We start from the raw sequence: 25,741 nt of genomic DNA on the forward strand, positions 1-25,741 counted from the left end.
CCCCCCGTAATAAAAAGGAAACCCGCAGCGATGGCGTATTACCGCACTCCTCATGACGTTACCGCTCTGCCCGCTTGGCAAGCGCTCAACAAACATCGCCAAGCCATGCAGGATTTCAGCATGCGCGACGCGTTCAATGCCGATCCCCAGCGCTTTTCCGAGTTCACCTTGAGCAGTTGCGGGCTTTTCCTCGATTACTCGAAAAACCTGATCACCACCGAAACCCGCGACCTGCTGGTGGCGCTGGCCAAGGAAGTCGACCTTAAAGCCGCGATCGACGCGCTCTACGCTGGCGAACCGGTCAACTCCTCCGAAGGCCGCCCAGCCCTGCACACCGCCTTGCGCCGCCCTGTGGGTGACAAGTTATCGGTCAACGGCGTGAACATCATGCCGGACGTGCACAAAGTGCTGAACCAGATCACCGACCTCGTGGGGCGGATCCACGATGGCCTGTGGCGTGGCTACACCGAGAAGCCGATCACTGACGTGGTGAACATCGGCATCGGTGGTTCGTTCCTCGGCCCAGAGCTGGTCTCTGAGGCACTGTTGTCCTACGCCCATAAAGGCGTGCGCTGCCACTACCTGGCGAACATCGACGGCAGCGAGTTCCATGAACTGACCATGAAGCTGCGTGCGGAGACCACGTTATTCATCGTCTCGTCGAAATCCTTCAACACCCTGGAAACCCTGAAAAACGCCCAGGCCGCCCGCGCCTGGTACCTGGCACAGGGTGGCTCGGAAGCCGAGCTGTACCGCCACTTTATCGCAGTCTCGAGCAACAACGCGGCGGCCGTGGCCTTCGGTATCCGCGAAGAAAACATCTTCCCGATGTGGGACTGGGTCGGCGGCCGTTACTCGCTGTGGTCGGCCATCGGCTTGCCAATCGCCCTGGCCATCGGCATGTCCAATTTCAAGGAACTGCTGTCCGGTGCCTACACCATGGACCAGCATTTCCAGAACGCCCCGTTCGAACAGAACATGCCCGTACTACTGGGCCTGTTGGGCGTGTGGTACGGCAACTTCTGGGGCGCGCAGAGCCATGCGATCCTGCCGTACGACCACTACCTGCGTAACATCACCAAACACTTGCAACAGCTGGACATGGAATCCAACGGCAAGAGCGTGCGCCAGGACGGCACACCGGTTTCCACCGATACCGGCCCGGTTATCTGGGGCGGTGTAGGTTGCAACGGTCAGCACGCCTACCACCAGTTGCTGCACCAAGGGACTCAACTGATCCCGGCCGACTTCATCGTGCCAATCGTCAGCTTCAATCCGGTCTCCGACCACCACCAATGGCTGTACGCCAACTGCCTTTCCCAAAGCCAGGCCCTGATGCTCGGCAAAACCCGCAGCGAAGCCGAAGCCGAACTGCGCGAGAAGGGCATGCCGGAAGCCGAAGTACAGAAGCTGGCACCGCACAAGGTGATCCCGGGTAACCGTCCGAGCAACACCCTTGTGGTGGAGCGCATCAGCCCACGTCGCCTCGGCGCGCTGGTGGCCATGTATGAGCACAAAGTGTTCGTGCAAAGCGTGATCTGGGGCATCAACGCCTTTGACCAATGGGGCGTGGAGCTGGGCAAGGAACTGGGCAAGGGCGTTTACAACCGCCTGACCGGCGCCGAAGAAACCCTGGCTGACGACGCGTCGACCCAAGGCCTGATCAACTACTTCCGCGGTCGTCACCGCGGCTGAAGCCGATACACTAAGGCCAACGTCCGTTTGGACGTTGGCCTTGAACCCTCTCCCTACAGCGTGCATCTTTATGCCTTGTCCCGAAAACAAGAATAAGGACCGCTCATGTTCGATATCAGCACGTTTCCCGCCGCCGATGCCGTCCGTCTTGCCGCGCAGCTCAGTCAAGCCGACTACCAGCGCCTCTATCGCCAATCCATTGAGCAACCTGACACCTTCTGGGCCGAACAGGCCAAGGGCTTTCTCGACTGGATAACACCCTGGCACACCGTCCAACAGTCAGACATCAAGACTGGCGCCGCCCAATGGTTTGCCGGCGGCCAACTCAACGTCAGTTACAACTGCATTGACCGTCACCTGGCGCAACGCGCCGATCAGCCGGCCTTCATCTGGGAAGGCGATGATCCTGCAAAATCTTCCAAAATCTCCTACCGCCAACTGCACCAAAACGTCAGCCGCCTAGCCAATGTGCTGAAAAGCCGTGGCGTGAAGAAAGGCGACCGGGTGTGCATTTACATGCCGATGATCCCGGAAGCGGCCTACGCAATGCTGGCCTGCACGCGGATAGGCGCGGTGCATTCGGTGGTGTTTGGTGGGTTCTCACCAGACGCCCTGCGCGACCGCATTCTCGACGCTGACTGCCGCACCGTGATCACCGCGGATGAAGGCATGCGCGGCGGCAAGCCGGTGGCGTTGAAAAAGAATGTCGACAAGGCCCTGGCCAGTTGCCCGGACGTCAGCACGGTGCTGGTGGTGCAACGCACGGGGGCCGACCTTATTTGGGTCAAAGACCGCGACCTCAAGTACCAGCAAGCCCTGGACACCGCCAGCGACGACTGCCCGCCCGAGCCGATGGACGCCGAAGACCCGCTGTTCATCCTCTACACCTCGGGCAGCACCGGCAAACCCAAAGGCGTGTTGCACACCACCGGCGGCTATCTATTACAAGCGGCGATGACCTTCAAATACGTGCTCGATTACCGCGACGGCGAAGTGTTCTGGTGCACCGCCGACGTCGGTTGGGTTACCGGGCACAGCTACATCGTGTATGGCCCGCTGGCCAATGGCGCCACCTCGCTGATGTTCGAAGGCGTACCGAGCTACCCGGACAGCTCGCGCTTCTGGCAGGTGATCGACAAACATCAGGTGAATATCTTCTACACCGCGCCCACTGCGCTACGCGCCTTAATGCGTGAGGGCCACGGGCCATTGGAAAATACCTCCCGCGCCAGCTTGCGCCTGTTGGGCAGCGTCGGCGAGCCGATCAACCCGGAAGCCTGGGACTGGTACTTCAACGCCGTGGGCGAACAACGCTGCCCGATTGTCGATACCTGGTGGCAGACCGAAACCGGCGGCATCATGCTCAGCCCATTGGTCAGCGCCCAGCGGATCAAGCCCGGTTGCGCGACCCAACCGATGTTTGGCGTACAACCCGTGCTGCTGGATGAGCAAGGCAAGGAAATCAGCGGCGCCGGCAGTGGCGTACTGGCGATCAAAGCCAGCTGGCCCGGGCAGATTCGTAGCGTCTACGGCGACCCGCAACGCATGATCGACACCTATTTTAAACCCTACCCCGGCTATTACTTCACCGGCGACGGCGCACGACGCGATGAAGACGGCGACTACTGGATTACCGGGCGCATCGATGACGTGATCAACGTGTCCGGCCACCGTATTGGTACCGCCGAAGTAGAAAGCGCCCTGGTGCTGCATGACCAAGTGGCCGAGGCCGCAGTGGTGGGTTACCCCCACGATGTCAAAGGCCAGGGGATTTATGCCTTCGTCACGCCAATGAATGGCGTCGAGCCCAGCGATGCATTAAAAAAGCACCTGCTCGAGCTGGTCAGCAAGGAAATCGGCAGCTTTGCCAAGCCGGAACTGATCCAATGGGCCCCGGCCCTGCCGAAAACCCGCTCCGGTAAGATCATGCGGCGGATTTTGCGCAAAATTGCCTGCAACGAACTGGACAGCCTGGGTGATACCTCAACCCTGGCCGACCCCAGCGTCGTCGACGGCCTGATCGACAAACGCCTGAACCGATAGGAACACCGAGTCACGATGGAATTTATCCGCAGCCGTATCGAAACCCAGTTGATGAGCCTTACCGGCTTGTCACTGGGTCAGTTGGACCTGGAAAACCCGAAGGGCGATCCAGGCCTGTTCGGGCCGGACTCGGTCAGTTGGCAAGTGCATGGCGACTTCAGCAGCATGCTCATTGGCGGCATCAGCGCCTTGATGCTGCAAGCCTTGCACCCGCTGGCCCTGGCCGGCGTGTGGGACCACTCCAATTTTCGCCAGGACATGCTCGGGCGCTTGCGGCGCACCTCGCAATTTATTTCCGGTACCACCTTCGGTTCGCGCAAAGACGCCGAATGGCTGATCGAAAAAGTGCGCACCATCCACCTGCAAGTGACGGGGCATGCCCCGGACGGGCGGCCTTATGCGGCCAGCGATCCGGAGTTGCTGACGTGGGTGCATGTGGCGGAAGTCAGCAACTTCCTGGCGGCCCACCTGCGCTATCGCAACCCGAGCCTCTCGGGTCGGGACCAAGACCGTTATTACAGTGAAATCGCCTTGGTCGCCGAGCGCTTGGGCGCTCGGCATGTTCCGCGTTCACGGCAGGAAGTTTCGGATTACCTGGCGCGCATTCGTCCGCAACTGCTGTGTGACGAGCGTAGCCGCGAGGTGCTGCGCCTGCTGGTCAATGCGCCCGCGCCCAGCACCTTGGCCAAACCTTTTGGCAGCTTGATGATGCAGGCCGGCATAGACCTGCTGCCGGATTGGGCAAGCGCCATGCTCGAACAACACCAAAGCCCGCTGCAGCGCCAGATGATCCGCGCCGGGGTCAAGCGCAGCGCGCCATTGCTACGCTGGGCGATGCGCAATGGTTCGGTGCAGCGCGCCCATCGGCGGATGGGGTTGATGTAGCCGGCGCGCCATAACTGTTAAACTCCGCGCCCATATTGACTCGCAAGCAAGGCGCGCTCCATGACTCCCTTGAATCAGGCGCTGCGCGCCGCACTCGATCATCGCCAAGATTTGATCAACGAGCTGCATGCCCACAGCACCGACTGCTACCGGCTGTTCCACGGCAGCCAGGAAGGCGCCGGCGGCCTGACCATCGACCGTTATGGCCCGCAACTGCTGGTGCAAAGCTTCCACCAGCCGCTGGAAACAGCAGAGCTGCTGGAGTTGCACCAACAGATCAACCAGTTCATAGGCCTGGAATTGCTGCTGGTGTACAACGACCGCTCGCGTGGCAACTCACGGATCGACCGTGAAGACACGGTGTACCGCGCCGAACCGGCGGCACTGGAAGACTTGGTCGGCCACGAATGGGGCCTCAATTACCGCGTGCGCGGGCGCCATGCCGGGCAGGACCCGCTGCTGTTTCTCGACCTGCGCAACACCCGTGGCTGGGTCAGGGAACACAGCGCCGGCAAGCGTGTGCTCAACCTGTTTGCCTACACCTGTGGCGTAGGCCTGAGCGCGGCAGCCGGTGGCGCACGTGAGGTGTGCAACCTGGACTTCGCCGAGGGCAACCTTGCAGTAGGCCGCGAAAACGGTCTGCTCAACCCGCTATTACCGACCATGGATTTCGTGCAGTCCGACTACTTCCCCGCGATTCGCCAACTGGCGGGCTTGCCGATCACCCAGCGCCGCGGCCAAAAGCTGCCGAGCTATCCGCGCCTCGAGCAACGCCAATATGATCTGGTGCTGCTCGACCCGCCGGCCTGGGCCAAGAGCGCGTTTGGCACCGTCGACCTGCTGCGCGACTACCAGAGCCTGCTCAAGCCTGCACTGCTCGCTACCGCCGACAATGGTGTGCTGATCTGCTGCAACAACTTGGCGAAAGTCAGCATGGATGACTGGCGCGAACAGGTGCTGCGTTGCGCCGAAAAAGCCGGCCGCCCGGTACGCGACTGGCAAATTATGGCGCCGGGAGCCGACTTCCCTTCCCAGGACCAGCAGCCGCCGTTGAAAACCCTGATCCTGCAGCTGTAGTACTTTTCCCAAGCAGCCCGGTACTTCGGAACCGAAATCCCGTGCCATACTCCAAGGCACTCTTGTTCGATATAGATGGCGTCACTCATGCCCAAAGGATTGATCCGCGCCGCTGGCGCCTTGTTGACCGCCCTGGCTCTGTACAGCTTGCTGGGCTTTCTGATTCTGCCGGGCATCGCCCTTCGCATTGCCAACCAACAGTTGGCCAATTACGCCACGGTGCCGGCACGCATCGAGCGAATCGAGCTCAACCCGTTCAGCCTGGAAGTGACGGCATGGGGCTTGAAGATTGGCGAACCGGGCAAAGAACAAGTAGGTTTCGAGCGTCTCTACGCCAACCTGCAGATCGACAGCCTATGGACCCGCGCCCTGCACCTGGCCGATGTACAGTTGGACCAGCCCAAGACCGAGCTACTGTTCGATAAATCCGGCCAACTGAACCTGGCGCAGTTATTCAAACTGCCGCCAAGTGAGCCCACTCCGACTGACCCCAATGCCAAGCCGTTCCCGTTGCGCATCGACAGCATCAAGCTGGCTGGCGGTTACGTGCATTTTCAAGATTTGCGCCCCAGCGAACCCATCGAATTCCTCTACGACAAACTCGACTTCGAGTTGAAAAACCTCAGCACGCTGCCAGAAGACAATGCCAACATGACGCTGGTGGCCGCCGGCCCTCAAGGTGGGCAGATCGACTGGAAAGGCCATTTCAGCCTGGTACCGATTACCTCCGAGGGCACGCTGAAAGTCACCGACGGCAAGATGAAAGCCTGGTGGCCGTATGTGCGGGACGCCGTGCCGTTAGTGCTTGAAGACGGTGTGCTGAATTTCAGCACCGACTACAAATTCAGCCTGGCCAAAGAAACCGAACTGAACCTGACCAACACCGCCGCCAGCATCGCGCCGTTTGCAATCAAGGCACCGGACGGCCGCCCATTGGTGCGCCTGGAACGCCTGGACGTCAGCGAAACCACGGTGGACCTGGCCAAGCAGCAGGTAGTGGTCGGCAAGATTCGCAGCAACAAGCTGGAAACCTGGGCCGCCCGCGAGGCCGATGGGCAGCTGGACTGGCAGAAACTGTTCGCCAGCCAACCGAGCAAACCGACCAAGGCGCCGGAACCTGCTACTGCGCCAGCCACCGCCGACTCCCCAAAAGCCGCACCGGCAGCGCCAAGCAAACCTTGGCAGGTGCTGCTCAAGGATGTGCAACTGCGTAACTATCAGGTGCACTTGGCCGACCGCCAGGCAAAACCTGCTGTAGCGCTGGAGCTGGGCCCGCTGAATGTCGACGTGCAGAACTTCGACAGCCTCAACCAAAGCCCCTTTACCCTGAAGGTCGACACCGGCCTGGGCAAGCAGGGTAAGATCCAGGCAAGCGGCCAGGTCAACCTCAACCCGGTCAGTGCCAAACTCAAAGTGAATACCCAGGACATTGACCTACGGGTCGCACAGTCCTATATCAGCCCATTTATTCGCCTGGAACTGCGCAGCGGCATGCTCGGCAGTAACTTGGATGTGAACCTGAAAAGCACTGAGCCATTGGCGCTGCAGATCACCGGCCGCGCTCAGGTTGATCAATTGCACACCTTGGACACGCTCAAGACTCGTGACTTCCTCAAATGGCAACGCTTGGTGCTCGAAGGCGTGAATTATCAACACGGCGACAGCTTGTCGATCGACAAGGTCAACCTGCTGCAGCCGTACGCGCGCTTCATGATCAATGATGACCGCACCACCAACATCGACGACTTGCTGATCCCACAGCCAGCCAATAGCGGCGCCAAGTCAGCGGCCAAACCAGCGGCCAGCAAAGACAAGCCCCTGGGCATTCATATCGGCCAGATCGCGATCAACGACGGCTCGGCTAACTTCGCCGATTTCAGCCTAACACCGAACTTCGCCACGGCCATTCAACAGCTCAATGGGCAGATCGGCACCATTGACAGTCGCCAGGCCAAACCGGCCAGCGTTGACATCAAGGGCAAGGTGGATCGCTATGCGCCAGTGACCATTAAAGGCAGCGTGAACCCCTTTGATCCGATGGCGGCGCTGGATATCGCCACCAGTTTCAAACGCGTCGAGCTGACCACATTGACGCCGTACTCCGGCAAGTTCGCCGGTTTCCGCATCCGCAAGGGCCGCCTTAACCTCGACCTGCACTATGTAATCACCAAAGGCCAGTTGAAGGCTGAAAACAAAGTGGTGGTTGAACAACTGCAACTGGGTGAGAAAGTCGACAGCGCCGATGCCGTGGATTTGCCGATTCGCCTGGCAATCGCCCTGCTCAAAGACTCCGACGGCAAGATCTCCATCGAGCTGCCGGTGACAGGCGACCTTAATAACCCGCAATTCAGTGTGATGCCAATCGTGTGGCAGACACTGCGTAATCTGGTCGTGCGCGCGGCGACCGCGCCGTTCAAGTTCATCGGTGGGCTGGTGACTGGCGGAGGCTCGGAAGACCTGGGCAATGTATCGTTCGCCGCAGGCTCAAGTGAATTGAACAAAGATGCCGAAGGCGCCCTGAACACCTTGGCCAAAGCGCTGAAAGAGCGCCCTACCCTGCGCCTGGAAATCGAAGGCACGGCGGCTGCCAGCAGTGACGGGCCGTTCCTGGCCGCAGAGCGCCTGGAACGTGAATACCAATACAACTACTACAAAATACTCCAGCGCCGGGGCGACAAGGTTCCGGCCCAGGCTTCCTTGCTGGTCGTCCCAGAGAAGGAAAAGGCACCGTTGCTTGAGGGCATCTACCGCACGCGCCTGAAACAACAACCACCGGCCGAATGGAAAGACTTGAGCAGCGATGACCGCAGCGCCAAATTGCGCGATGGTTTGATCAAGTTTTGGGGCGCCAGTGACGTCTTGCTGCGCCAACTGGGGCAAGATCGTGCCAGTGCCATCAAGGACTACTTGGTGGATAAGGGCCAACTGGAAGATGACAGGGTGTACTTCATTGATGCCAACCTGGGTCAGGCGCAGAAAGATGGTCGAGTGGTGACACCGATGCATCTGGATGCGGAGTAACCGGCAAGCAACTTCAATCTAAATGTGGGAGCAAGTCCGCTCTCACATTTTTTGACCTTCATCTGCCCTGCAAATGTAGTCCAACCCCCAATAGAACAGGCCCCGACACAAGTGCCGGGGCCTGTAATGACCACATCCGTGTGGTCGATCGCATGAACTCCAGAGGTGCGTTGGGTGGATATCTAACTCACCCTAAGCCGCCGCCATTCAGTTCAGACGAAAGGTGAGGCATTACTCTGCTTTCAGGCCATCGGCCGATACAGCTTTAACGCCTTTGATTTTCTTGGTGATATTCACCGCGGTGGTTTTCTGTGCTTCGGTAACGGCTGCAGTCGAAGACAGGGAAACTACGCCCTTGTTAGTTTCGACTTTGATGTCGGTACCAGGAATGCCTTTCTCGGTTACCAGGTCAGCTTTCACTTTGGTGGTAATCCAGGTGTCGGACGTGGTCTCTTTGGCGTCAGCAGCGGCGCTTTTGGTTTTGTCGACGTTATCTGCCTTAGTGGCACCGCCAGCCATCAGGCCGTCAGCGGAAACGGCGGTCACACCTTTGATTTTCTTGGTGATCGCTACGGCAGTGGCTTTCTGCGAGTCAGAGATAGCGACTGTCGAAGACAGGGAAACCACACCTTTGTTGGTTTCAACCTTGATGTCCGAACCAGGAATGCCTTTTTCTGTCAGCAGGTCAGCTTTGACTTTGGTGGTGATCCAAGTATCCGAAGTGGACTCTTTAGCCTTGGTCATTTCGCCAGCGGCCAGCGTCATTGGAGCTTGGGAAGTCTGAGCAAAGGCCACGTTAGCACCCATGGCCAGGGTCAGAGCGGTAGCAGTAGCGAGAGCGAACTTCTTCATACGAGTAACTCCTGTTTTATTGAAAGTCTGCAGTGTGTGAACCTTGATGCTGCAGCGTTAACAGGGTTATTGCAGACAGTGTGCCAAGTTCTTCTATCGAATATTTTCTTTATAAAACAACAACTTATAAAAAAACGCAATTCCCGGAATCGTGCAAGTTGCATGAAGTCGATCGTATCTGCGTGCAAGTTGCGGCTTTTGATATTTACTAAGCGACTGATTTACCGGCATTTTCCCATCGCCATAAAAAAAGGACTCCGAAGAGTCCTTTTTCAGCGTGAAGCGTGCGGGTGATTAAACGCCCGAAGCCTTGGCTGCTGCTACGTCCTTGATGGACAGCTTGATACGGCCGCGGTTATCCACGTCCAGTACCAGCACTTCCACTTCCTGGCCTTCTTTCAGAATGTCGGTCACTTTCTCAACGCGAGCATCGCTCAGCATGGAGATGTGAACCAGACCGTCTTTGCCCGGCAGGATGTTGACGAATGCGCCGAAGTCGACGATGCGCTCAACTTTACCGACGTAGATCTTGCCGATCTCTGCTTCAGCAGTGATACCCAGAACGCGCTGACGCGCCGCTTCTGCTGCTTCTTTGGTTTCGCCGAAGATCTTGATCGAGCCGTCGTCTTCGATATCGATCGAAGCCTTGGTCTCTTCGCAGATTGCACGAATGGTCGCGCCGCCTTTACCGATGACATCACGGATTTTGTCGGTGTCGATTTTCATCGCGATCATGGTCGGAGCATTTTCCGACAGTTCAGTACGGGACTGACCAATGATCTGATTCATCTGACCGAGGATGTTCAGGCGCGCTTCCAGGGCTTGGCCCAGAGCGATTTCCATGATCTCTTCGGTGATGCCTTTGATCTTGATGTCCATCTGCAGCGCGGTAACACCTTTAGCGGTACCGGCTACTTTGAAGTCCATGTCGCCCAGGTGGTCTTCGTCACCCAGGATGTCGGTCAGGATGGCAAACTTCTCGCCTTCTTTAACCAGGCCCATGGCGATACCGGCAACCGGCGCCTTCATCGGCACACCAGCGTCCATCAGCGCCAGGGAAGCACCGCAAACGGAAGCCATGGAGCTGGAACCGTTGGACTCGGTGATTTCCGACACAACACGGATGGTGTACGGGAACACGTCAGCAGCAGGCAGCATGGCTGCAATCGAACGACGAGCCAGACGGCCGTGACCGATTTCGCGACGGCCAGCGCCACCCATGCGACCACACTCACCTACCGAGAACGGAGGGAAGTTGTAGTGCAGCATGAACGGGTCTTTTTTCTCGCCTTCCAGGGTGTCCAGCAGCTGTGCGTCACGGGCGGTGCCCAGTGTTGCAACAACCAGGGCCTGGGTTTCGCCACGGGTGAACAGAGCCGAACCGTGGGTCTTAGGCAGAACACCGACTTCGATGTTCAGAGGGCGTACAGTTTTGGTGTCGCGGCCGTCGATACGTGGCTTGCCGTTTACGATGTTTTCGCGAACGGTGCGGTATTCGATTTCGCCGAAAGCTGCTTTGACTTCGCTGGAAGAAGGCTGGCCTTCTTCACCGGACAGCTTGGCAACAACCTGGTCTTTCAGCTCACCCAGGCGAGCGTAACGATCGGCCTTGATGGTGATGGTGTAAGCCTGGGAGATCGCGTCGCCGAACTCGGCACGGATAGCGCCCAGCAGAGCAGTGGCTTCAGGCTGTGGGGCCCAGGTCCAGGTTGGCTTGGCAGCTTCAGCAGCCAGTTCTTTAACAGCGTTGATCACAACCTGGAACTCATCGTGAGCAAACAGTACCGCACCCAGCATCTGGTCTTCGGTCAGCTCTTTGGCTTCCGATTCAACCATCAACACGGCTTCCGAAGTACCGGCAACGACCATGTCCAGGCTCGACGCTTTCTGTTGTTCGTAAGTCGGGTTCAGCAGGTAGCCGGTGCTTTCGTGGAAAGCAACACGGGCGGCGCCGATTGGACCATCGAAAGGAATACCGGAGATGGCCAGGGCAGCCGAGGTACCGATCATCGCAGCGATGTCCGGATCGGTTTTCTTGCTCGTAGAAACGACGGTGCAGACAACCTGCACTTCGTTCATGAAGCCTTCTGGGAACAGCGGACGGATCGGACGGTCGATCAGTCGGGAAGTCAGGGTTTCTTTTTCGGAAGGACGGCCTTCACGCTTGAAGAAACCGCCAGGGATCTTACCGGCAGCGTAAGTCTTTTCCTGGTAGTGAACGGAAAGAGGGAAGAAGCCTTTGCTTGGGTCAGCGGTCTTGGCGCCAACAACGGTCACCAATACGGTGACGTCGTCATCAACGGTAACCAGCACTGCGCCGGAGGCTTGACGGGCGATACGGCCTGTCTCGAGGGTAACGGTCGACTGACCGAACTGGAATTTTTTGATAACCGGGTTCACGGTGTCCTACCTTCTTTGTGGCTCTTGGGGAACTTGTCTTCTTGCGAAATTCTTGGGCAATGTCGGGAATCGGCCCGAGCCTGGTCCAGGGTAAAACGTGTATCCAGATAAAACTTGAGGCTGGGAGCCTGCCATGGGCCAGCGGGAACCCCACTGACACACGGCAGACAACCAACCTCTAGCGCAATCGCTGATTAGCGACGCAGACCCAGGCGACCGATCAGAGTCTGATAACGACCCAGATCCTTGCCTTTCAGGTAGTCCAGCAGCTTACGGCGCTGGTTTACCATGCGGATCAGACCACGACGGGAGTGGTGATCTTTACCGTTGGCCTTGAAGTGACCTTGCAGCTTGTTGATGTTGTGGGTCAGCAGTGCAACTTGCACTTCTGGCGAACCAGTGTCACCAACAGCTTGCTGATAGTCAGCTACGATTTGTGCTTTTTCTTGAACGTCGAGAGCCATGAGGCAATCCTTTTTTCAGGAAACCACCCAAAGGGCAGTTTCAACAGGCCAGGGACAAATCCCTGTATCTAAAAATGAGTGTTGACCGTGCCTGTTAACAGCCACACTCGTCCGGTCATTCTGACCGAATCAGTCGACGCGGCGCGATGCGCCCGTCTTCGCTCACTTCACCGATACCGATAAAGCGACCGTTATGATCCTGTACCCGCACCATACCGAACTTCGGAGCGTCCGGGGCACGTACCGGCTGGCCATTGAGCCAGTAGAACGCGCTGTGCTCCGAAAAGTGCAGCAATGGCCAATCGAGCAAACCGCTGTCCGATGGCATCAGGAAGCGATCAACTGCTTCATTGCCGCCTTCGGCATGTACCGCTTCCAACTCTTCCAGCGTAACCGTCTGGGCCAGGCAGAAAGGCCCGGCCTGAGTGCGTCGCAACTCAGCAACGTACGCGCCGCAACCGAGCTTTTCACCAATATCTTCCACCAGGGTACGGATATAGGTGCCTTTGCTGCAGTCCACGGCCAGCCGGGCAGTGTCGCCTTCACAGGCGAGCAATTCCAAGCGCGCAATAGTAACAGAACGCGGTTCGCGCTCCACTACTTCACCCGCACGTGCCAGCTTGTATAGAGGCTGGCCATCACGTTTGAGCGCCGAGTACATCGGCGGTATCTGACTGATTTGCCCACGAAAACCGGGTAAAGCAGCTTCAATATCAGCACGACCAACGGTCACGTCCCGAACCTGCAAAACATCACCTTCGGCATCGGCCGTGGTGGTGGTCTTGCCAAGCTGCATCAGGGTTTCGTAACCCTTGTCGGAATCGAGCAGGTATTGCGAGAACTTGGTCGCCTCACCAAAGCACAGCGGCAGCACGCCGGTGGCCAACGGGTCGAGACTGCCGGTATGCCCGGCCTTCTCGGCATTGAGCAGCCAGCGGACTTTCTGCAACGCGGCATTGGAGGTAAAACCAATGGGCTTGTCGAGCAGAATGATGCCGCTGACGTTGCGACGGATACGTTTGACCTGAGCCACCGCTTACTCCTTGGCGTCTTCAGGTGTGGACGGGTGCTGGCTGTCTTCAGCCACGGCGCGCTCGATCAGCGCCGACAGGTGCGCTCCACGCACGACGCTTTCGTCGTAGTGGAAGTGCAACTGAGGCACGCTGCGCAGCTTCATTTCACGGGCCAATTGCATACGCAGGAAACCTGCGGCCGCATTCAGCACCTTGATGCTTTGCGCGATTTCTTCGCTGCTGTCCTGCCCCATCACGGTGATGAAGATCTTCGCGTGACCAACGTCGCGGCTCACTTCAACGGCGGTGATGGTGACCAGGCCAACACGGGGATCTTTGACTTCGCGACGGATCAGTTGGGCCAGCTCGCGCTGCATCTGATCGCCGATACGCTGGGTACGGCTGTATTCTTTTGCCATGTCTTGTTACCTGTTACTGCCACACGGTGAAACCCGTGGGGTCTGAAAGCGGCAAACGCCCGGCCTGACAAAAGCCAGACCGGGCGTTGCGTTTAGAGTCCGTACGCTACGCGGGGCATTTGTGTGCCCACACGCTGCGTGGCTCCGGAAGTGCGCGAGTTAGAGGCTGCGAGCAACCTGAACCTTCTCGTAGACTTCGATCTTGTCGCCAGCCTTGACGTCGTTGTAGCTCTTGACGCCGATACCGCATTCCATGCCAGCACGTACTTCAGAAGCGTCATCCTTGAAGCGGCGCAGGGATTCCAGCTCGCCTTCGAAGATAACGATGTCTTCACGCAGTACACGGATTGGACGGTTACGGTGCACAACACCTTCGATAACCATGCAACCGGCGATCGCGCCGAACTTCGGCGAACGGAACACATCACGCACCTCGGCAACACCCAGGATGTTCTCCCGGACGTCACTGCCAAGCATGCCGGTAAGGGCTTTCTTGACGTCTTCGATGATGTCGTAGATGACGTTGTAGTAACGCATGTCCAAGCCTTCCTGCTCGACGATCTTACGAGCGCCAGCATCGGCACGCACGTTGAAACCGAACAGTACAGCGTTGGAAGCCAGTGCCAGGTTGGCGTCGGACTCGGTGATACCACCGACACCGCCACCGACAACACGCACTTGCACTTCGTCGTTACCCAGGCCATTCAAGGCGCCGTTCAACGCTTCGAGGGAACCACGGACATCAGATTTGAGGACGATGTTGAGCGTCTTCTTCTCTGCCTGACCCATGTTTTCGAAGATGTTTTCCAGCTTGCCGGCGTGAGCACGGGCCAGTTTGACTTCGCGGAACTTGCCTTGACGGAACAGAGCCACTTCACGGGCTTTCTTCTCGTCGGCAACCACGCTCATCTCGTCGCCAGCGTCCGGGGTACCGTCCAGGCCGAGAATCTCGACAGGGATGGAAGGACCGGCTTCTTTGATTGGCTTGCCGTTCTCATCAAGCATGGCACGTACACGGCCATAGTTCGAACCGACCAGCACCATGTCGCCTTGGCGCAGGGTACCGTCTTGAACCAGAACCGTTGCAACCGGGCCACGACCTTTGTCGAGACGCGATTCAACCACAACACCGCGACCAGGAGCCGATGGCGTTGCTTTCAGTTCGAGTACTTCAGCTTGCAGCAGAACCGCTTCGAGCAGTTCGTCTACACCGGTACCGACTTTCGCCGAAACCGAAACGAACGGCGTATCACCGCCCCACTCTTCGGAAGTCACGCCGTGAACCGACAGCTCGCTACGGATGCGATCGAGATCAGCGCCCGGCTTGTCGATTTTGTTCACCGCAACAACCAGTGGAACACCAGCGGCCTTAGCGTGCTGGACAGCTTCAATGGTCTGCGGCATCACGCCGTCGTCCGCTGCAACTACCAGGATCACGATGTCAGTCGCCTTGGCACCACGGGCACGCATTGCGGTAAACGCGGCGTGACCTGGGGTGTCGAGGAAGGTGACCATGCCGCGTTCGGTTTCAACGTGGTACGCACCGATGTGCTGGGTGATACCGCCGGCTTCGCCAGCAGCTACCTTGGCACGACGGATGTAGTCGAGCAGGGAAGTCTTACCATGGTCAACGTGGCCCATTACGGTCACAACTGGCGCACGGGAGAAGGTTTCACCTTCAAACTTCAGGGACTCGGCCAGGGAATCTTCCAAGGCAGTGTCGCTCACCAGGGTCACTTTATGGCCCAACTCTTCAGCCACAAGCTGAGCAGTTTCCTGATCAAGTACCTGGTTGATGGTCGCTGGGGTACCCAGTTTGAACATGAACTTGATGATTTCAGCAGCCTTCACCGACATCTGATTGGCGAGGTCGCCAACAGAAATGGTCTCGCCGATCTGCACATCACGCACGACAGGGCCGGTTGGGCTCTGGAAACCGTGGGCATTGCGTTTTTTCAGCTTGGCCTTGCCGCGACCACCACGACGGAAGCTATCGCTTTCTTCGTCAGTAGTACGTGGGGCAACGCGTGGAGCAGGCGCTTTCTCTTTGACCGAGGCACGGTGTGGAGCGTTTTTACGCTCGCCATCGCCACCACCACCGCGACGATTGTTATCGTCGGCACGTGGCTTGTCCGGACGCCGAGGCTCGTCGCGCTTGCGAGCGTCTGCTGCAGGAGCAGGTGCGGCGGCAACCGGAGCGGCCTCACGCACAGCTTCAACAGGTGCGCTAGGCGCGGCGACCGCTTCAGTACCAGCAGGTTGCGCAGCAGCAGGCTGGCGACGCGCTTCTTCTTCGGCGCGACGCTTGGATTCTTCTTCAGCCTTCTGACGAGCAGCATTTTCTACTGCGCGACGTTCTTCCAGTTCGCGTTTGCGCTCGGCTTCGATTTCTTCCGGGCTGCGCTGTACGAAGACTTTCTTCTTGCGTACTTCAACGCTAATGCTCTTGCTACCAGCAACACGCAGGGTGCTGGTGGTTTTGCGCTGCAATGTAATCTTGCGCGGTTCTTCCACTTTCGCCTTGTGGCTGCTCTTCAAGTGAGTCAGCAAAGACTGCTTCTCACTGTCGCTCACACCTTCGTCGGCGGCGGTGTGCGGCAGACCTGCCTCACGCATCTGCTGCAACAGGCGCTCTACCGGTGTTTTGACCTCATCGGCCAGTTGTTTCACCGTGACTTGCGTCATGCACTTCTCTCCTCAGGCCGCGCCTAGTTACTCGAACCAATGGGCTCGGGCGGCCATGATCAACTTGCCGGCACGATCATCGTCAATGCCGTCGATGTCGAGCAGATCGTCAATAGACTGCTCGGCCAGGTCTTCGCGGGTAATTACGCCGCGCACCGCCAGTTCCATCGCCAAATCCTTGTCCATACCCTCAAGCGAGAGCAGGTCTTCGGCCGGATGGGCGTCTGCCAGCTTTTCCTCAGTAGCGATGGCTTTAGTCAACAAACGATCCTTGGCGCGAGCGCGAAGCTCGTTGACGGTGTCTTCGTCAAAGCCGTCGATGTTGAGCATTTCTTCCAACGGTACGTAGGCAATCTCTTCCAGGCTGGTGAAGCCTTCATCTACCAGCACCTGTGCCAGGTCTTCGTCGACTTCCAACTCGTCGATGAAGTTGCGCAGGATGTCACCGGTTTCAGCTTGCTGCTTAGCCTGGATGTCCGATTCGGTCATCACGTTCAGGGTCCAACCGGTCAGTTGGCTGGCCAGACGCACGTTCTGACCACCACGACCAATGGCCTGAGCCAGATTGTCTGCGCCAACGGCGATGTCCATTGCATGGGCATCTTCGTCGACGATAATTGCCGCCACTTCAGCCGGCGACATGGCGTTGATCACGAACTGCGCCGGGTTATCGTCCCACAGGACGATGTCCACACGCTCACCGCCCAATTCGCCCGACACTGCCTGGACGCGCGAACCACGCATACCAATGCAAGCGCCCTGCGGGTCGATGCGTTTGTCCTTGGAACGGACCGCGATCTTGGCGCGCGAACCCGGGTCGCGGGACGCTGCCATGACTTCGATCAGGCCTTCGGCGATTTCCGGCACTTCGATACGGAACAGCTCAATCAGCATTTCCGGCGCGGTACGCGACAGGATCAACTGAGGGCCGCGGTTCTCGGTGCGGATTTCCTTGAGCAGCGCACGCAAACGCACGCCGACACGGAAAGTTTCGCGAGAGATGATGTCTTCGCGAGCCAGCAACGCTTCAGCGTTGTTGCCCAAGTCGACGATCACGTTGTCGCGGGTAACTTTTTTCACGGTGCCGGAGATGATTTCACCCAAGCGCTCGCGATAAGCGTCAACGACCTGAGCGCGCTCGGCTTCGCGAACCTTCTGCACGATGACCTGCTTGGCAGTCTGTGCAGCAATACGGCCGAATTCGATCGATTCGATCTTTTCTTCGACGACATCACCGACATTGGCGCCAGGGTGCGTTTGCGCAACCTTGCTTGGCCAGGTTTCGATGGCCGGATCATCAAGATCGGCTTCTTCGACGACTGTCCAGCGACGGAAAGTCTCATAGGCACCGGTGTGGCGGTTGATTTCCACACGCAGATCAACTTCGTCTTCAAAACGCTTTTTGGTAGCAGTGGCCAGGGCCAGCTCCAGCGCCTCAAAAATCACGTTTGCCGGTACGCCCTTTTCATTGGATACCGACTCAACAACCAGCAGTACTTCTTTGCTCATCGTACGCCTCGCCTTTCGCAAGCCATTGGATCCGCGGGATCCGCGTCTCAGTCAAAACTGGGAATAATGTTGGCCTTGTCGATCATATCGATCGGCAACAGGAATTCATGGTCTTCTACCTGCACCACGACATCCTGTTCTTCTACACCGCGCAGAAGGCCCTGAAAGTTGCGTCGCCCCTCAAAGGGAGAGCGCAGCTTGATCTTCACTTGTTCACCGGCAAATTTTGCAAACTGATCAATAGTGAACAGTGGGCGTTCCATGCCAGGCGAGGAAACTTCGAGGGTGTATTCAACAGAGATCGGATCTTCAACATCCAGCACACCGCTGATCTGACGGCTGACAATGGCACAATCGTCCACCAGCACGCCGCCCTCTTTATCAATATAAACGCGCAACATTGAGTGGCGACCTTGAGCCGAAAACTCAATACCCCAGCATTCATAGCCTAGGGCCACGACCACCGGGGCCAACAAGGCCTGCAACTCTTCTAGCTTGCTCGACACCTGAACCCCCTCGTGCATGTATGTGCATGCTGTGCAAAATAAAAAAATGGGCGAAACGCCCATCCTTGAAACGCCGTCGAACAGCGGCGTTGAAAGTGTCCAGCTAACAAAAAGCCCCTTAAAAGGGGCTCCGCTAAAACTGGTTGCGGGGGCCGGATTTGAACCGACGACCTTCGGGTTATGAGCCCGACGAGCTACCAGACTGCTCCACCCCGCGACAAAGCTGGGGCGGAAGTATACGACCGATCCCTTACAGGGTCAATGTAACCTTCCACCTACAAGAAAGCCCGCAACAGCGGGCTCTCCTGATAATTGGTACCGAGAAGGGGACTCGAACCCCTACACCCTATGGGCACAACCACCTCAAGGTTGCGTGTCTACCAATTCCACCACCTCGGCAATACAGCGTTTACAACCCTTCTTACTTCTGCTCTTGAGCTGGAGGTACGTCAGTCGCTGGAGTAGCCGACTTTTGCTCTTGAAGCACCGGGACATCATCAGAAGCCGGTTTTGCTTTTGGTACTTCCAACACTGCTGGGTTTGGGAGGCCTACTTGAGTCAGCACATGAGCTTTCTCTTTAGCATAGTAACCTAACCCCAAGCTGGTTATGAAGAAACCGGCGGCAAGTATAGCAGTAAACTTACTAAGAAAGGTAGAGGAACCTTGGCTTCCGAACACAGTATTTGAAGCACCTGCACCGAAAGACGCACCAGCATCCGCACCTTTACCCTGTTGCAACAAAACCAGGGCAATTACGCCCAAGGCAGCCAACAGATGAAAAACGACTACGACTGTTTCCAGCATTTTTTCAGTTTCCCGCGGCGCGACAGATCGCACCGAACTCATCTGCATTCAGGGAAGCTCCACCAATGAGCCCCCCATCGATATCCGGCATGCCGAACAGTTCGACCGCATTGGCCGCCTTCACGCTGCCGCCGTATAGAAGCCGCACACCTTGTGCGATTTCAGAATTCTCTGCCGCCAACTGCGCGCGGATGGCTGCGTGCACATCCTGCGCCTGTTGCGGTGTAGCAGTCAGCCCGGTGCCAATGGCCCAGACCGGCTCGTAAGCAATTACTGCCTTTGCAAATGCACCAACACCCAACTCCTCAATGATGCTGCCCAGCTGACGCGAGACAACCTCAAGAGTCTTGCCCGACTCACGCTGCTCAAGGGTCTCCCCTATGCACAACACCGGAATCAGGCCACAAGCCTGTGCTGCTGCGAACTTGCGATTGAGTGTCCCATCACGTTCGCCCATCATCTGACGGCGCTCGGAGTGCCCGACAAGCACATAGGAACAACCCGCATCTACCAGCTGACTCGGCGAAATCTCACCGGTCAACGCACCTTGCATGGGCTCCACCGCAGAATTCTGCGCGCCGACCTGAATCGACTTACCTTTCAAGCCATCAACCACCTGGTTGATATGCAAGCAAGGCGGAAAAACCGCGACATCAACACCGCTAGGCAAGGCCAAGTGACGAAGGCCGTTTATCAGCTCAGCGACACTGGCGCGGGTACCGTGCATCTTCCAGTTACCAGCTACCATAGTGCGACGCATGCTGTACCTCGTCGGTCAAAGTGGGCGCAGATGTTACCCAACCACATCATCACTGGCAAGCCGAATTCAGGCGCAAATTTCAGTTACCAGTTTTGCCAGGTCCTCGGCATGGCCGCGAACCTGTGCTTCGTCTTCACCTTCGACCATGACACGCACCAAAGGCTCTGTGCCGGACTTGCGCAGCAACACGCGCCCACGCCCCGCCATTGCCTGGGTCACGCGCTCGCAGGCGTCTTTGACAGCAGGGTGCTCGATCGGGTTTTCACCACCGGCGAAACGCACATTGAGCAGAACTTGCGGGCACTTGCGCAACGCCTGACGCGCCTGAGCGAGACTCTCTTCGCGACGACGCAAGGACAGCAACACTTGCAGCGCAGCAATAATGGCATCGCCCGTGGTGGTGTGCTGGAAGCAGACAACATGCCCGGAGTTCTCACCGCCCACCAGCCAGTTACGCTCCAGCAGCTCGGCGATTACATAGCGGTCACCGACATTGGCGCGAACAAATGGGATCCCCAGCTCCGCCAAGGCCAGCTCAAGCCCTAGATTGCTCATCAGTGTACCGACAACGCCACCTTGCAGCTTGTTACGCTCATGCAGGTCGCGGGCAATGATAAACAGCAGGTCATCGCCATCAACTACGGTACCGGTATGATCCACCATCAACACGCGGTCACCGTCGCCATCAAAGGCGATACCCAAGTCAGCATGCTCAGCCAGAACGGACGCCTGCAGCTGCTCCATGTGGGTAGAGCCGCAGTTATCGTTGATATTCAAACCATTAGGCTGGGCCGACAGCACTGTCACGTCGGCGCCGAGCTCCTTGAATACACTCGGGGCGACTTTGTAGGTTGCACCGTGTGCGCAATCGACAACGATCTTCAGCCCGGCAAAATTGGTGCTGGACGGCACGCTGCTTTTGCAGAACTCGATATAACGGCCAGAGGCGTCATTGATGCGCGAGACCTTGCCCAGCTTGCTGGACTCGACCACCGTCATCGGCGCATCCAACAGCTCTTCAATCATCAGCTCAATCTCGTCCGGCAGCTTGGTGCCCTGGCCCGAAAAGAACTTGATGCCATTGTCATCATGGGGATTGTGCGAGGCACTGATCACGATACCGGCTTCAGCGTGAAAGGTACGCGTCAGGTAGGCGATCGCCGGTGTCGGCATAGGGCCCAGCAGCATTACATCAGCACCGGCGGCAGACAAACCCGCCTCCAGCGCCGATTCAAACATATACCCCGAAATTCGGGTGTCTTTGCCCACCAGGATGCGGCACGCGCCCATGCTGCGGAACGCCATGCCTGCCGCCCAACCCAGCTTGAGCATGAAATCAGGAGTAATCGGGAATTCGCCGACCCGACCACGAATACCGTCGGTGCCAAAATATTTTTTAGTCATAAGTGCTCCATCATTCTTATTCGGCTGATTCTACAGCAGCAAGCATACGCACCACATCGACCGTCTCGGCGACGTCATGCACGCGCAAAATACGCGCACCTTTGGTCACGGCAAGCGCTGCCAGCGCCAACCCACCGTACAGCCGCTCGCCTACGGGACGGTTCAAGGCCAGCCCTATCATGCTCTTGCGCGAAACGCCGACCAATAAGGGCCGACCCAGGACATGCAAGGCTTGCATATGTTTGAACAGGCTTAAATTGTGCTGAAGGGTCTTGGCAAAACCAAACCCGGGATCAAGGATGATCTTGTCGGCGGCGATCCCCGCAGTGGCGCACTGAGCGATCCTTTCTGCAAGGAACCCGCTCACTTCGCCAACGAGGTCGTCATAGTGTGGGCTGTCTTGCATGTTGCCGGGCTCTCCCAGCATATGCATAAGGCACACTGGCAGACCGGTTGCCGCCGCGGCATCCAGGGCGCCGTCGCGCTGCAGGGAGCGCACATCATTGATCAGCCCCGCCCCCAGACGCGCCGTCTCACGCATAACCGCTGGTGTCGATGTATCAACCGAGATGATCACATCCAACTCACGGGCGATACGCTCGACAATCGGCGCCACACGCTCCAGCTCCTCCAAAGGAGAAACAACACGAGCGCCAGGACGAGTCGACTCGCCACCGACATCAATCAACGTCGCGCCAGCGGCCACCATCGCTTCGGCATGGCGCAATGCGGCATCCAACTGGCTGAAACGGCCACCGTCGGAAAAGGAGTCGGGGGTTACATTAAGAATGCCCATGACGTGTGTATGGGCCAAATCAAGAACCCGGTTGCCGCAAGGCAACCGGGTGGAGGACGACGCAGAAGTCATTTCAAACCTTAGTGGTCAGCTGCCGGGCCGCCGATCGGGGTTTCAGGGCGTTCGTTCTGAACCACTGGTGGAGTGCCAGAAGTACCTGAACCGCCCTCCCAATCGCGAGGCTCACGAGGTGTACGACCCGCCATGATGTCGTCGATCTGGTCGGCATCAATGGTCTCGTACTTCATCAGCGCATCAGCCATGGCATCCAGCTTGTCGCGGTTGTCGGTCAAGATCTGCTTGGCCGTGCCGTAGCACTGGTCAATGATGCTGCGCACCTCGGAGTCGATCAGCTTGGCCGTCTCACCCGAGAAGCTGGCCGCTTGACCGCCACCGCCACGACCCAGGAACACTTCGCCCTCTTCCTCGGCGTACATCAACGGGCCAAGTTTTTCCGACAAGCCCCACTTGGTCACCATGTTCCGCGCAATCTGGCTGGCACGCATGATGTCGTTGGAGGCGCCGGTGGTCACACCGTCAAAGCCCAGGGTCATCTCCTCGGCAATTCGACCACCGTACAGCGAGCAGATCTGGCTGATCAGTGCACGCTTGGAGAGGCTGTAACGGTCCTCTTCCGGCAGGAACATAGTGACACCCAACGCCCGACCACGAGGAATGATCGACACTTTGTAGACTGGGTCATGCTCAGGCACAACGCGACCCACAATGGCATGACCAGCTTCGTGATAAGCGGTGTTCTGCTTCTCTTTCTCGGACATGACCATCGATTTGCGCTCAGCGCCCATCATGATCTTGTCTTTCGCCAGCTCGAACTCTTTCATTTCAACGATGCGCTTGCCGGTACGAGCCGCGAACAACGAGGCCTCGTTCACCAAGTTGGCCAGGTCGGCACCGGAGAAGCCTGGAGTACCACGAGCAATTACGGCCGGAGCCACGTCTTCGCCCATTGGCACTTTGCGCATGTGCACTTTCAAAATCTGTTCGCGACCACGGATGTCCGGCAGGCCAACCACAACCTGGCGGTCGAAACGACCTGGACGCAGCAGCGCCGGGTCCAATACGTCCGGACGGTTGGTGGCGGCAATGACGATGATGCCGTCATTCATTTCGAAACCGTCCATCTCTACCAGCAACTGGTTGAGGGTCTGTTCACGCTCATCATGACCGCCGCCCATGCCGGCACCACGATGGCGACCAACGGCGTCGATTTCGTCGATAAAGATGATGCATGGCGCGTGCTTCTTGGCCTGTTCGAACATATCGCGAACGCGGCTGGCACCGACACCGACGAACATTTCGACGAAGTCAGAACCGGAAATGGTGAAGAAAGGTACTTTGGCTTCGCCGGCAATGGCCTTGGCCAGCAAGGTTTTACCGGTACCCGGAGGACCAACCATCAGCACGCCGCGAGGAATACGGCCACCCAGGCGCTGGAACTTGCCCGGATCACGCAGGAATTCAACCAGTTCGCCCACTTCTTCCTTGGCTTCGTCGCAACCTGCGACGTCAGCCAGGGTGGTCTTCACCTGATCTTCAGAGAGTAGGCGCGCCTTGCTCTTGCCGAAACTCATCGGCCCGCCCTTGCCTCCCGCACCACCTTGCATCTGGCGCATGAAGAACATGAACACGGCGATAATTACCAGGATCGGGAAGCTGGCCACCAGGAGTTGAGTCCAGATGCTCTGCTGCTCAGGCTGTTTGCCTTCAACAACCACGTGGTTATCCACCAAGTCGCCGATCAGACCGTTGTCCTGGATGGCCGGACGAATGGTCTTGAAGCTGTCGCCATCGTTGCGCTTACCGGTGATTACGTAACCATCAACCGCTACGCGCTCGACCTTGCCATCCTTAACTTGCTGGATGAAGTCGGAATAGTTGAGGGTCTGCGGCTCGTTAGGGCTGGAGAAGTTGTTCATCACCGTCACCAGGACAGCCGCGATGATCAACCACAGGATCAGATTCTTTGCCATATCGTTCAATTAACTACCCTCTGAAGCAAGCTCCGCTACTGGCGCGCGCTTCGCATGATATTCACCGGCCTAACTTACTACATTACCTACAACTCTGGCAGGCGCCGTCTGTAACCCTTTGTGAAACTTTGACTACACAATATTCGTAAAGCTTCGTGACGAAAGCGATATAAAAAAACCTATCGCCCTCTTCGAATTCCTCAAAAACGCTCTTCACTCTCCGCACCTTCCACACCGCGAAAGCCGCGGCACAGCAGGTATTGCTCTCGGGACCTGTCCCGGGAAGAGTCAGGCTTGCGCGTTTGCACCTTGTCGAATAATTTGCGGATGTTCTTGTGGTACTCGTCGAAGCCTTCACCCTGGAAGACTTTCACCAGAAAATCACCACCAGGGCGCAACACCCGACCCGCCAAATCAAGCGCCAGCTCACACAGAAACATTGCGCGCGGCATATCGACGGCCGGTAATCCACTCATATTGGGGGCCATGTCAGAAATCACAAGGTCTACCTGCGAATTTCCCACAGCTTCCAGGATTTCAGCGAGCACAGCGTCCTGGGTAAAGTCGCCGTGAACAAAGGTCACATCCGGGATGCTATCCATTTCCAAGATGTCGGAAGCGATCAAGCGGCCTTGCCCACCAATCAGACGACTGGTCACTTGGGACCAACCACCAGGGGCCGCGCCCAGGTCAATAACGCTCATGCCTGGACGGATCAATTTGTCCTTATCCTGGATCTCCAGCAGCTTGTAGCTGGCCCGCGAACGGTACCCGTCCTTTTGCGCCTTTTTGACGTAAGGATCGTTGAAATGCTCTTGCAGCCACTTAAGGCTAGTTTTGGAACGGGCCACGGGCCACCTCGAAAAATAAAACGGGTCGTGATTAACTGGGCGGTCCCGGACTCGCTCGGGTAAACTGGCCGCCGCTTTTTACAAGATCAGACGCAGGGGTCAGATTATGCCGCTCACTCAAGAGCAGAAGAAACAGTACAAATCCATTGGCCACCATCTGAAACCAGTTCTGATTGTGGCAGACAACGGTTTGACTGAAGGTGTGTTAGCCGAACTTGAACGCGCATTGGGCGATCACGAACTGATCAAGATCAAGGTCAACATCCTTGACCGCGAAGCGCGCTTGGCCGCCATCGCAGAACTGTGCAAGGTCGGCAAAGCGGACCTGGTTCAGGTCATCGGCAAGATGGCGCTGCTGTATCGCAAGAACTTCAGCGTCAACAAGCAACTGTCGAACGTACACCGCTTCAAGTAGCTTTCAAATGACAACAAGGGTCACGGGCGCGCTTCGCGCGCCCCGCCACTCCATCCCGGCGCCGGTTGCAAAACCAGCACCAGGCCGCAGAACCCTAGCACAAGATAGCTGAATAGCTGCCAGCGCAACGCTTGCGGAAGCCACACACGC

At 57.7% G+C, this 25,741-nt stretch carries 20 protein-coding genes, 2 tRNA genes and 1 pseudogene; 6 read left to right on the forward strand and 17 right to left on the reverse strand.

Annotated elements, in window-relative coordinates; all coding sequences use genetic code 11:
* Positions 1–30 precede the first annotated feature (30 nt).
* From pgi to E0F99_RS16000, 5 genes are all read left to right on the forward strand, one after another.
* Positions 31–1,695 carry a glucose-6-phosphate isomerase gene (pgi, locus tag E0F99_RS15980; protein ID WP_083356733.1) on the forward strand — a complete coding sequence of 555 codons (1,665 nt, stop codon included), beginning with the start codon at positions 31–33 and terminating at the stop codon, positions 1,693–1,695.
* A gap of 105 nt (positions 1,696–1,800) precedes the next feature.
* Entirely contained in the window at positions 1,801–3,738 is a 1,938-nt protein-coding gene (gene acs / locus E0F99_RS15985; protein WP_083356732.1) for an acetate--CoA ligase, read from the forward strand.
* Positions 3,739–3,753: 15 nt separating this feature from the next.
* The gene (locus E0F99_RS15990; RefSeq protein ID WP_083356731.1) at positions 3,754–4,623 is read left to right on the forward strand and encodes an oxygenase MpaB family protein; all 870 of its coding nucleotides are present in this window, start codon (positions 3,754–3,756) and stop codon (positions 4,621–4,623) included.
* A gap of 60 nt (positions 4,624–4,683) precedes the next feature.
* Positions 4,684–5,700: a class I SAM-dependent rRNA methyltransferase gene (locus tag E0F99_RS15995; RefSeq protein ID WP_083356730.1), complete on the forward strand. Its 1,017-nt coding sequence runs from the start codon at positions 4,684–4,686 to the stop codon at positions 5,698–5,700.
* 87 nt (positions 5,701–5,787) lie between these two features.
* Positions 5,788–8,721, forward strand: coding sequence for a DUF748 domain-containing protein (locus E0F99_RS16000; RefSeq protein WP_083356729.1), 2,934 nt, complete (start codon positions 5,788–5,790; stop codon positions 8,719–8,721).
* Positions 8,722–8,952: 231 nt separating this feature from the next.
* Here the strand turns inward: E0F99_RS16000 and E0F99_RS16005 are convergent, their stop codons facing one another.
* The 16 genes from E0F99_RS16005 to rlmE all read right to left on the reverse strand — a co-directional run bounded on the left by E0F99_RS16005 (position 8,953) and on the right by rlmE (position 25,176).
* On the reverse strand, positions 8,953–9,573 hold the full coding sequence (locus E0F99_RS16005) for a BON domain-containing protein (protein ID WP_083356728.1): 621 nt from the start codon (positions 9,571–9,573) through the stop codon (positions 8,953–8,955).
* A gap of 294 nt (positions 9,574–9,867) precedes the next feature.
* Positions 9,868–11,973 (reverse strand): polyribonucleotide nucleotidyltransferase, encoded by a 2,106-nt coding sequence (pnp, locus tag E0F99_RS16010; RefSeq protein WP_083356727.1) that lies wholly within the window; start codon positions 11,971–11,973, stop codon positions 9,868–9,870.
* A 194-nt stretch (positions 11,974–12,167) separates the two neighbouring features.
* Positions 12,168–12,437, reverse strand: coding sequence for a 30S ribosomal protein S15 (rpsO, locus tag E0F99_RS16015; RefSeq protein ID WP_003177875.1), 270 nt, complete (start codon positions 12,435–12,437; stop codon positions 12,168–12,170).
* A gap of 115 nt (positions 12,438–12,552) precedes the next feature.
* Positions 12,553–13,470: a tRNA pseudouridine(55) synthase TruB gene (truB, locus tag E0F99_RS16020; protein ID WP_083356726.1), complete on the reverse strand. Its 918-nt coding sequence runs from the start codon at positions 13,468–13,470 to the stop codon at positions 12,553–12,555.
* A 3-nt stretch (positions 13,471–13,473) separates the two neighbouring features.
* Positions 13,474–13,869 (reverse strand): 30S ribosome-binding factor RbfA, encoded by a 396-nt coding sequence (gene rbfA / locus E0F99_RS16025; protein ID WP_057725021.1) that lies wholly within the window; start codon positions 13,867–13,869, stop codon positions 13,474–13,476.
* Between the two features lie 159 nt (positions 13,870–14,028).
* A complete protein-coding gene (gene infB / locus E0F99_RS16030) occupies positions 14,029–16,554 on the reverse strand; it encodes a translation initiation factor IF-2 (protein WP_083356725.1) in 2,526 nt (841 codons plus the stop codon).
* A gap of 27 nt (positions 16,555–16,581) precedes the next feature.
* Positions 16,582–18,063, reverse strand: a complete 1,482-nt coding sequence (gene nusA / locus E0F99_RS16035; RefSeq protein ID WP_083356724.1) for a transcription termination factor NusA — start codon at positions 18,061–18,063, stop codon at positions 16,582–16,584.
* Positions 18,064–18,110: 47 nt separating this feature from the next.
* A complete protein-coding gene (gene rimP / locus E0F99_RS16040; RefSeq protein WP_003235029.1) occupies positions 18,111–18,569 on the reverse strand; it encodes a ribosome maturation factor RimP in 459 nt (152 codons plus the stop codon).
* Positions 18,570–18,709: 140 nt separating this feature from the next.
* Positions 18,710–18,786, reverse strand: a tRNA-Met gene (locus tag E0F99_RS16045).
* Positions 18,787–18,882: 96 nt separating this feature from the next.
* Positions 18,883–18,968, reverse strand: a tRNA-Leu gene (locus E0F99_RS16050).
* Positions 18,969–18,990: 22 nt separating this feature from the next.
* Positions 18,991–19,374 carry a preprotein translocase subunit SecG gene (gene secG, locus E0F99_RS16055; RefSeq protein ID WP_083356723.1) on the reverse strand — a complete coding sequence of 128 codons (384 nt, stop codon included), beginning with the start codon at positions 19,372–19,374 and terminating at the stop codon, positions 18,991–18,993.
* A 4-nt stretch (positions 19,375–19,378) separates the two neighbouring features.
* Complete coding sequence (tpiA, locus tag E0F99_RS16060; RefSeq protein ID WP_083356722.1) at positions 19,379–20,134, reverse strand: triose-phosphate isomerase; 756 nt, start codon at positions 20,132–20,134, stop codon at positions 19,379–19,381.
* 66 nt (positions 20,135–20,200) lie between these two features.
* On the reverse strand, positions 20,201–21,538 hold the full coding sequence (glmM, locus tag E0F99_RS16065; RefSeq protein ID WP_083356721.1) for a phosphoglucosamine mutase: 1,338 nt from the start codon (positions 21,536–21,538) through the stop codon (positions 20,201–20,203).
* 16 nt (positions 21,539–21,554) lie between these two features.
* Positions 21,555–22,406, reverse strand: a complete 852-nt coding sequence (gene folP / locus E0F99_RS16070) for a dihydropteroate synthase (RefSeq protein ID WP_083356720.1) — start codon at positions 22,404–22,406, stop codon at positions 21,555–21,557.
* Positions 22,407–22,414: 8 nt separating this feature from the next.
* Positions 22,415–24,325, reverse strand: a complete 1,911-nt coding sequence (gene ftsH / locus E0F99_RS16075; RefSeq protein ID WP_083356719.1) for an ATP-dependent zinc metalloprotease FtsH — start codon at positions 24,323–24,325, stop codon at positions 22,415–22,417.
* A gap of 200 nt (positions 24,326–24,525) precedes the next feature.
* On the reverse strand, positions 24,526–25,176 hold the full coding sequence (rlmE, locus tag E0F99_RS16080; protein ID WP_083356718.1) for a 23S rRNA (uridine(2552)-2'-O)-methyltransferase RlmE: 651 nt from the start codon (positions 25,174–25,176) through the stop codon (positions 24,526–24,528).
* Between the two features lie 106 nt (positions 25,177–25,282).
* Here rlmE and E0F99_RS16085 point away from each other — a divergent pair, with 106 nt between their 5' ends.
* Positions 25,283–25,591, forward strand: a complete 309-nt coding sequence (locus E0F99_RS16085) for a YhbY family RNA-binding protein (protein WP_017139256.1) — start codon at positions 25,283–25,285, stop codon at positions 25,589–25,591.
* Between the two features lie 20 nt (positions 25,592–25,611).
* On the opposite strand, the pseudogene E0F99_RS16090 reads toward E0F99_RS16085, so the two are convergent.
* A pseudogene (locus tag E0F99_RS16090) lies at positions 25,612–25,741 on the reverse strand (MFS transporter); the annotation flags it as partial.

The organism is Pseudomonas antarctica, from assembly GCF_900624995.1.
GTDB classification, from domain to species: domain Bacteria; phylum Pseudomonadota; class Gammaproteobacteria; order Pseudomonadales; family Pseudomonadaceae; genus Aquipseudomonas; species Aquipseudomonas antarctica.

What these genes read in the sequence shown, in the direction of transcription:
- nusA (WP_083356724.1), bottom strand. Translation starts at nt 18,063, where the DNA reads ATGAGCAAAGAAGTACTGCTGGTTGTTGAGTCGGTATCCAATGAAAAG.
- acs (WP_083356732.1), top strand. Translation starts at nt 1,801, where the DNA reads ATGTTCGATATCAGCACGTTTCCCGCCGCCGATGCCGTCCGTCTTGCC.
- pgi (WP_083356733.1), top strand. Translation starts at nt 31, where the DNA reads ATGGCGTATTACCGCACTCCTCATGACGTTACCGCTCTGCCCGCTTGG.
- E0F99_RS16000 (WP_083356729.1), top strand. Translation starts at nt 5,788, where the DNA reads ATGCCCAAAGGATTGATCCGCGCCGCTGGCGCCTTGTTGACCGCCCTG.
- rpsO (WP_003177875.1), bottom strand. Translation starts at nt 12,437, where the DNA reads ATGGCTCTCGACGTTCAAGAAAAAGCACAAATCGTAGCTGACTATCAG.
- ftsH (WP_083356719.1), bottom strand. Translation starts at nt 24,325, where the DNA reads ATGGCAAAGAATCTGATCCTGTGGTTGATCATCGCGGCTGTCCTGGTG.
- E0F99_RS15995 (WP_083356730.1), top strand. Translation starts at nt 4,684, where the DNA reads ATGACTCCCTTGAATCAGGCGCTGCGCGCCGCACTCGATCATCGCCAA.
- rbfA (WP_057725021.1), bottom strand. Translation starts at nt 13,869, where the DNA reads ATGGCAAAAGAATACAGCCGTACCCAGCGTATCGGCGATCAGATGCAG.
- tpiA (WP_083356722.1), bottom strand. Translation starts at nt 20,134, where the DNA reads ATGCGTCGCACTATGGTAGCTGGTAACTGGAAGATGCACGGTACCCGC.
- E0F99_RS16005 (WP_083356728.1), bottom strand. Translation starts at nt 9,573, where the DNA reads ATGAAGAAGTTCGCTCTCGCTACTGCTACCGCTCTGACCCTGGCCATG.
- secG (WP_083356723.1), bottom strand. Translation starts at nt 19,374, where the DNA reads ATGCTGGAAACAGTCGTAGTCGTTTTTCATCTGTTGGCTGCCTTGGGC.
- glmM (WP_083356721.1), bottom strand. Translation starts at nt 21,538, where the DNA reads ATGACTAAAAAATATTTTGGCACCGACGGTATTCGTGGTCGGGTCGGC.
- folP (WP_083356720.1), bottom strand. Translation starts at nt 22,406, where the DNA reads ATGACTTCTGCGTCGTCCTCCACCCGGTTGCCTTGCGGCAACCGGGTT.
- infB (WP_083356725.1), bottom strand. Translation starts at nt 16,554, where the DNA reads ATGACGCAAGTCACGGTGAAACAACTGGCCGATGAGGTCAAAACACCG.
- E0F99_RS16085 (WP_017139256.1), top strand. Translation starts at nt 25,283, where the DNA reads ATGCCGCTCACTCAAGAGCAGAAGAAACAGTACAAATCCATTGGCCAC.
- E0F99_RS15990 (WP_083356731.1), top strand. Translation starts at nt 3,754, where the DNA reads ATGGAATTTATCCGCAGCCGTATCGAAACCCAGTTGATGAGCCTTACC.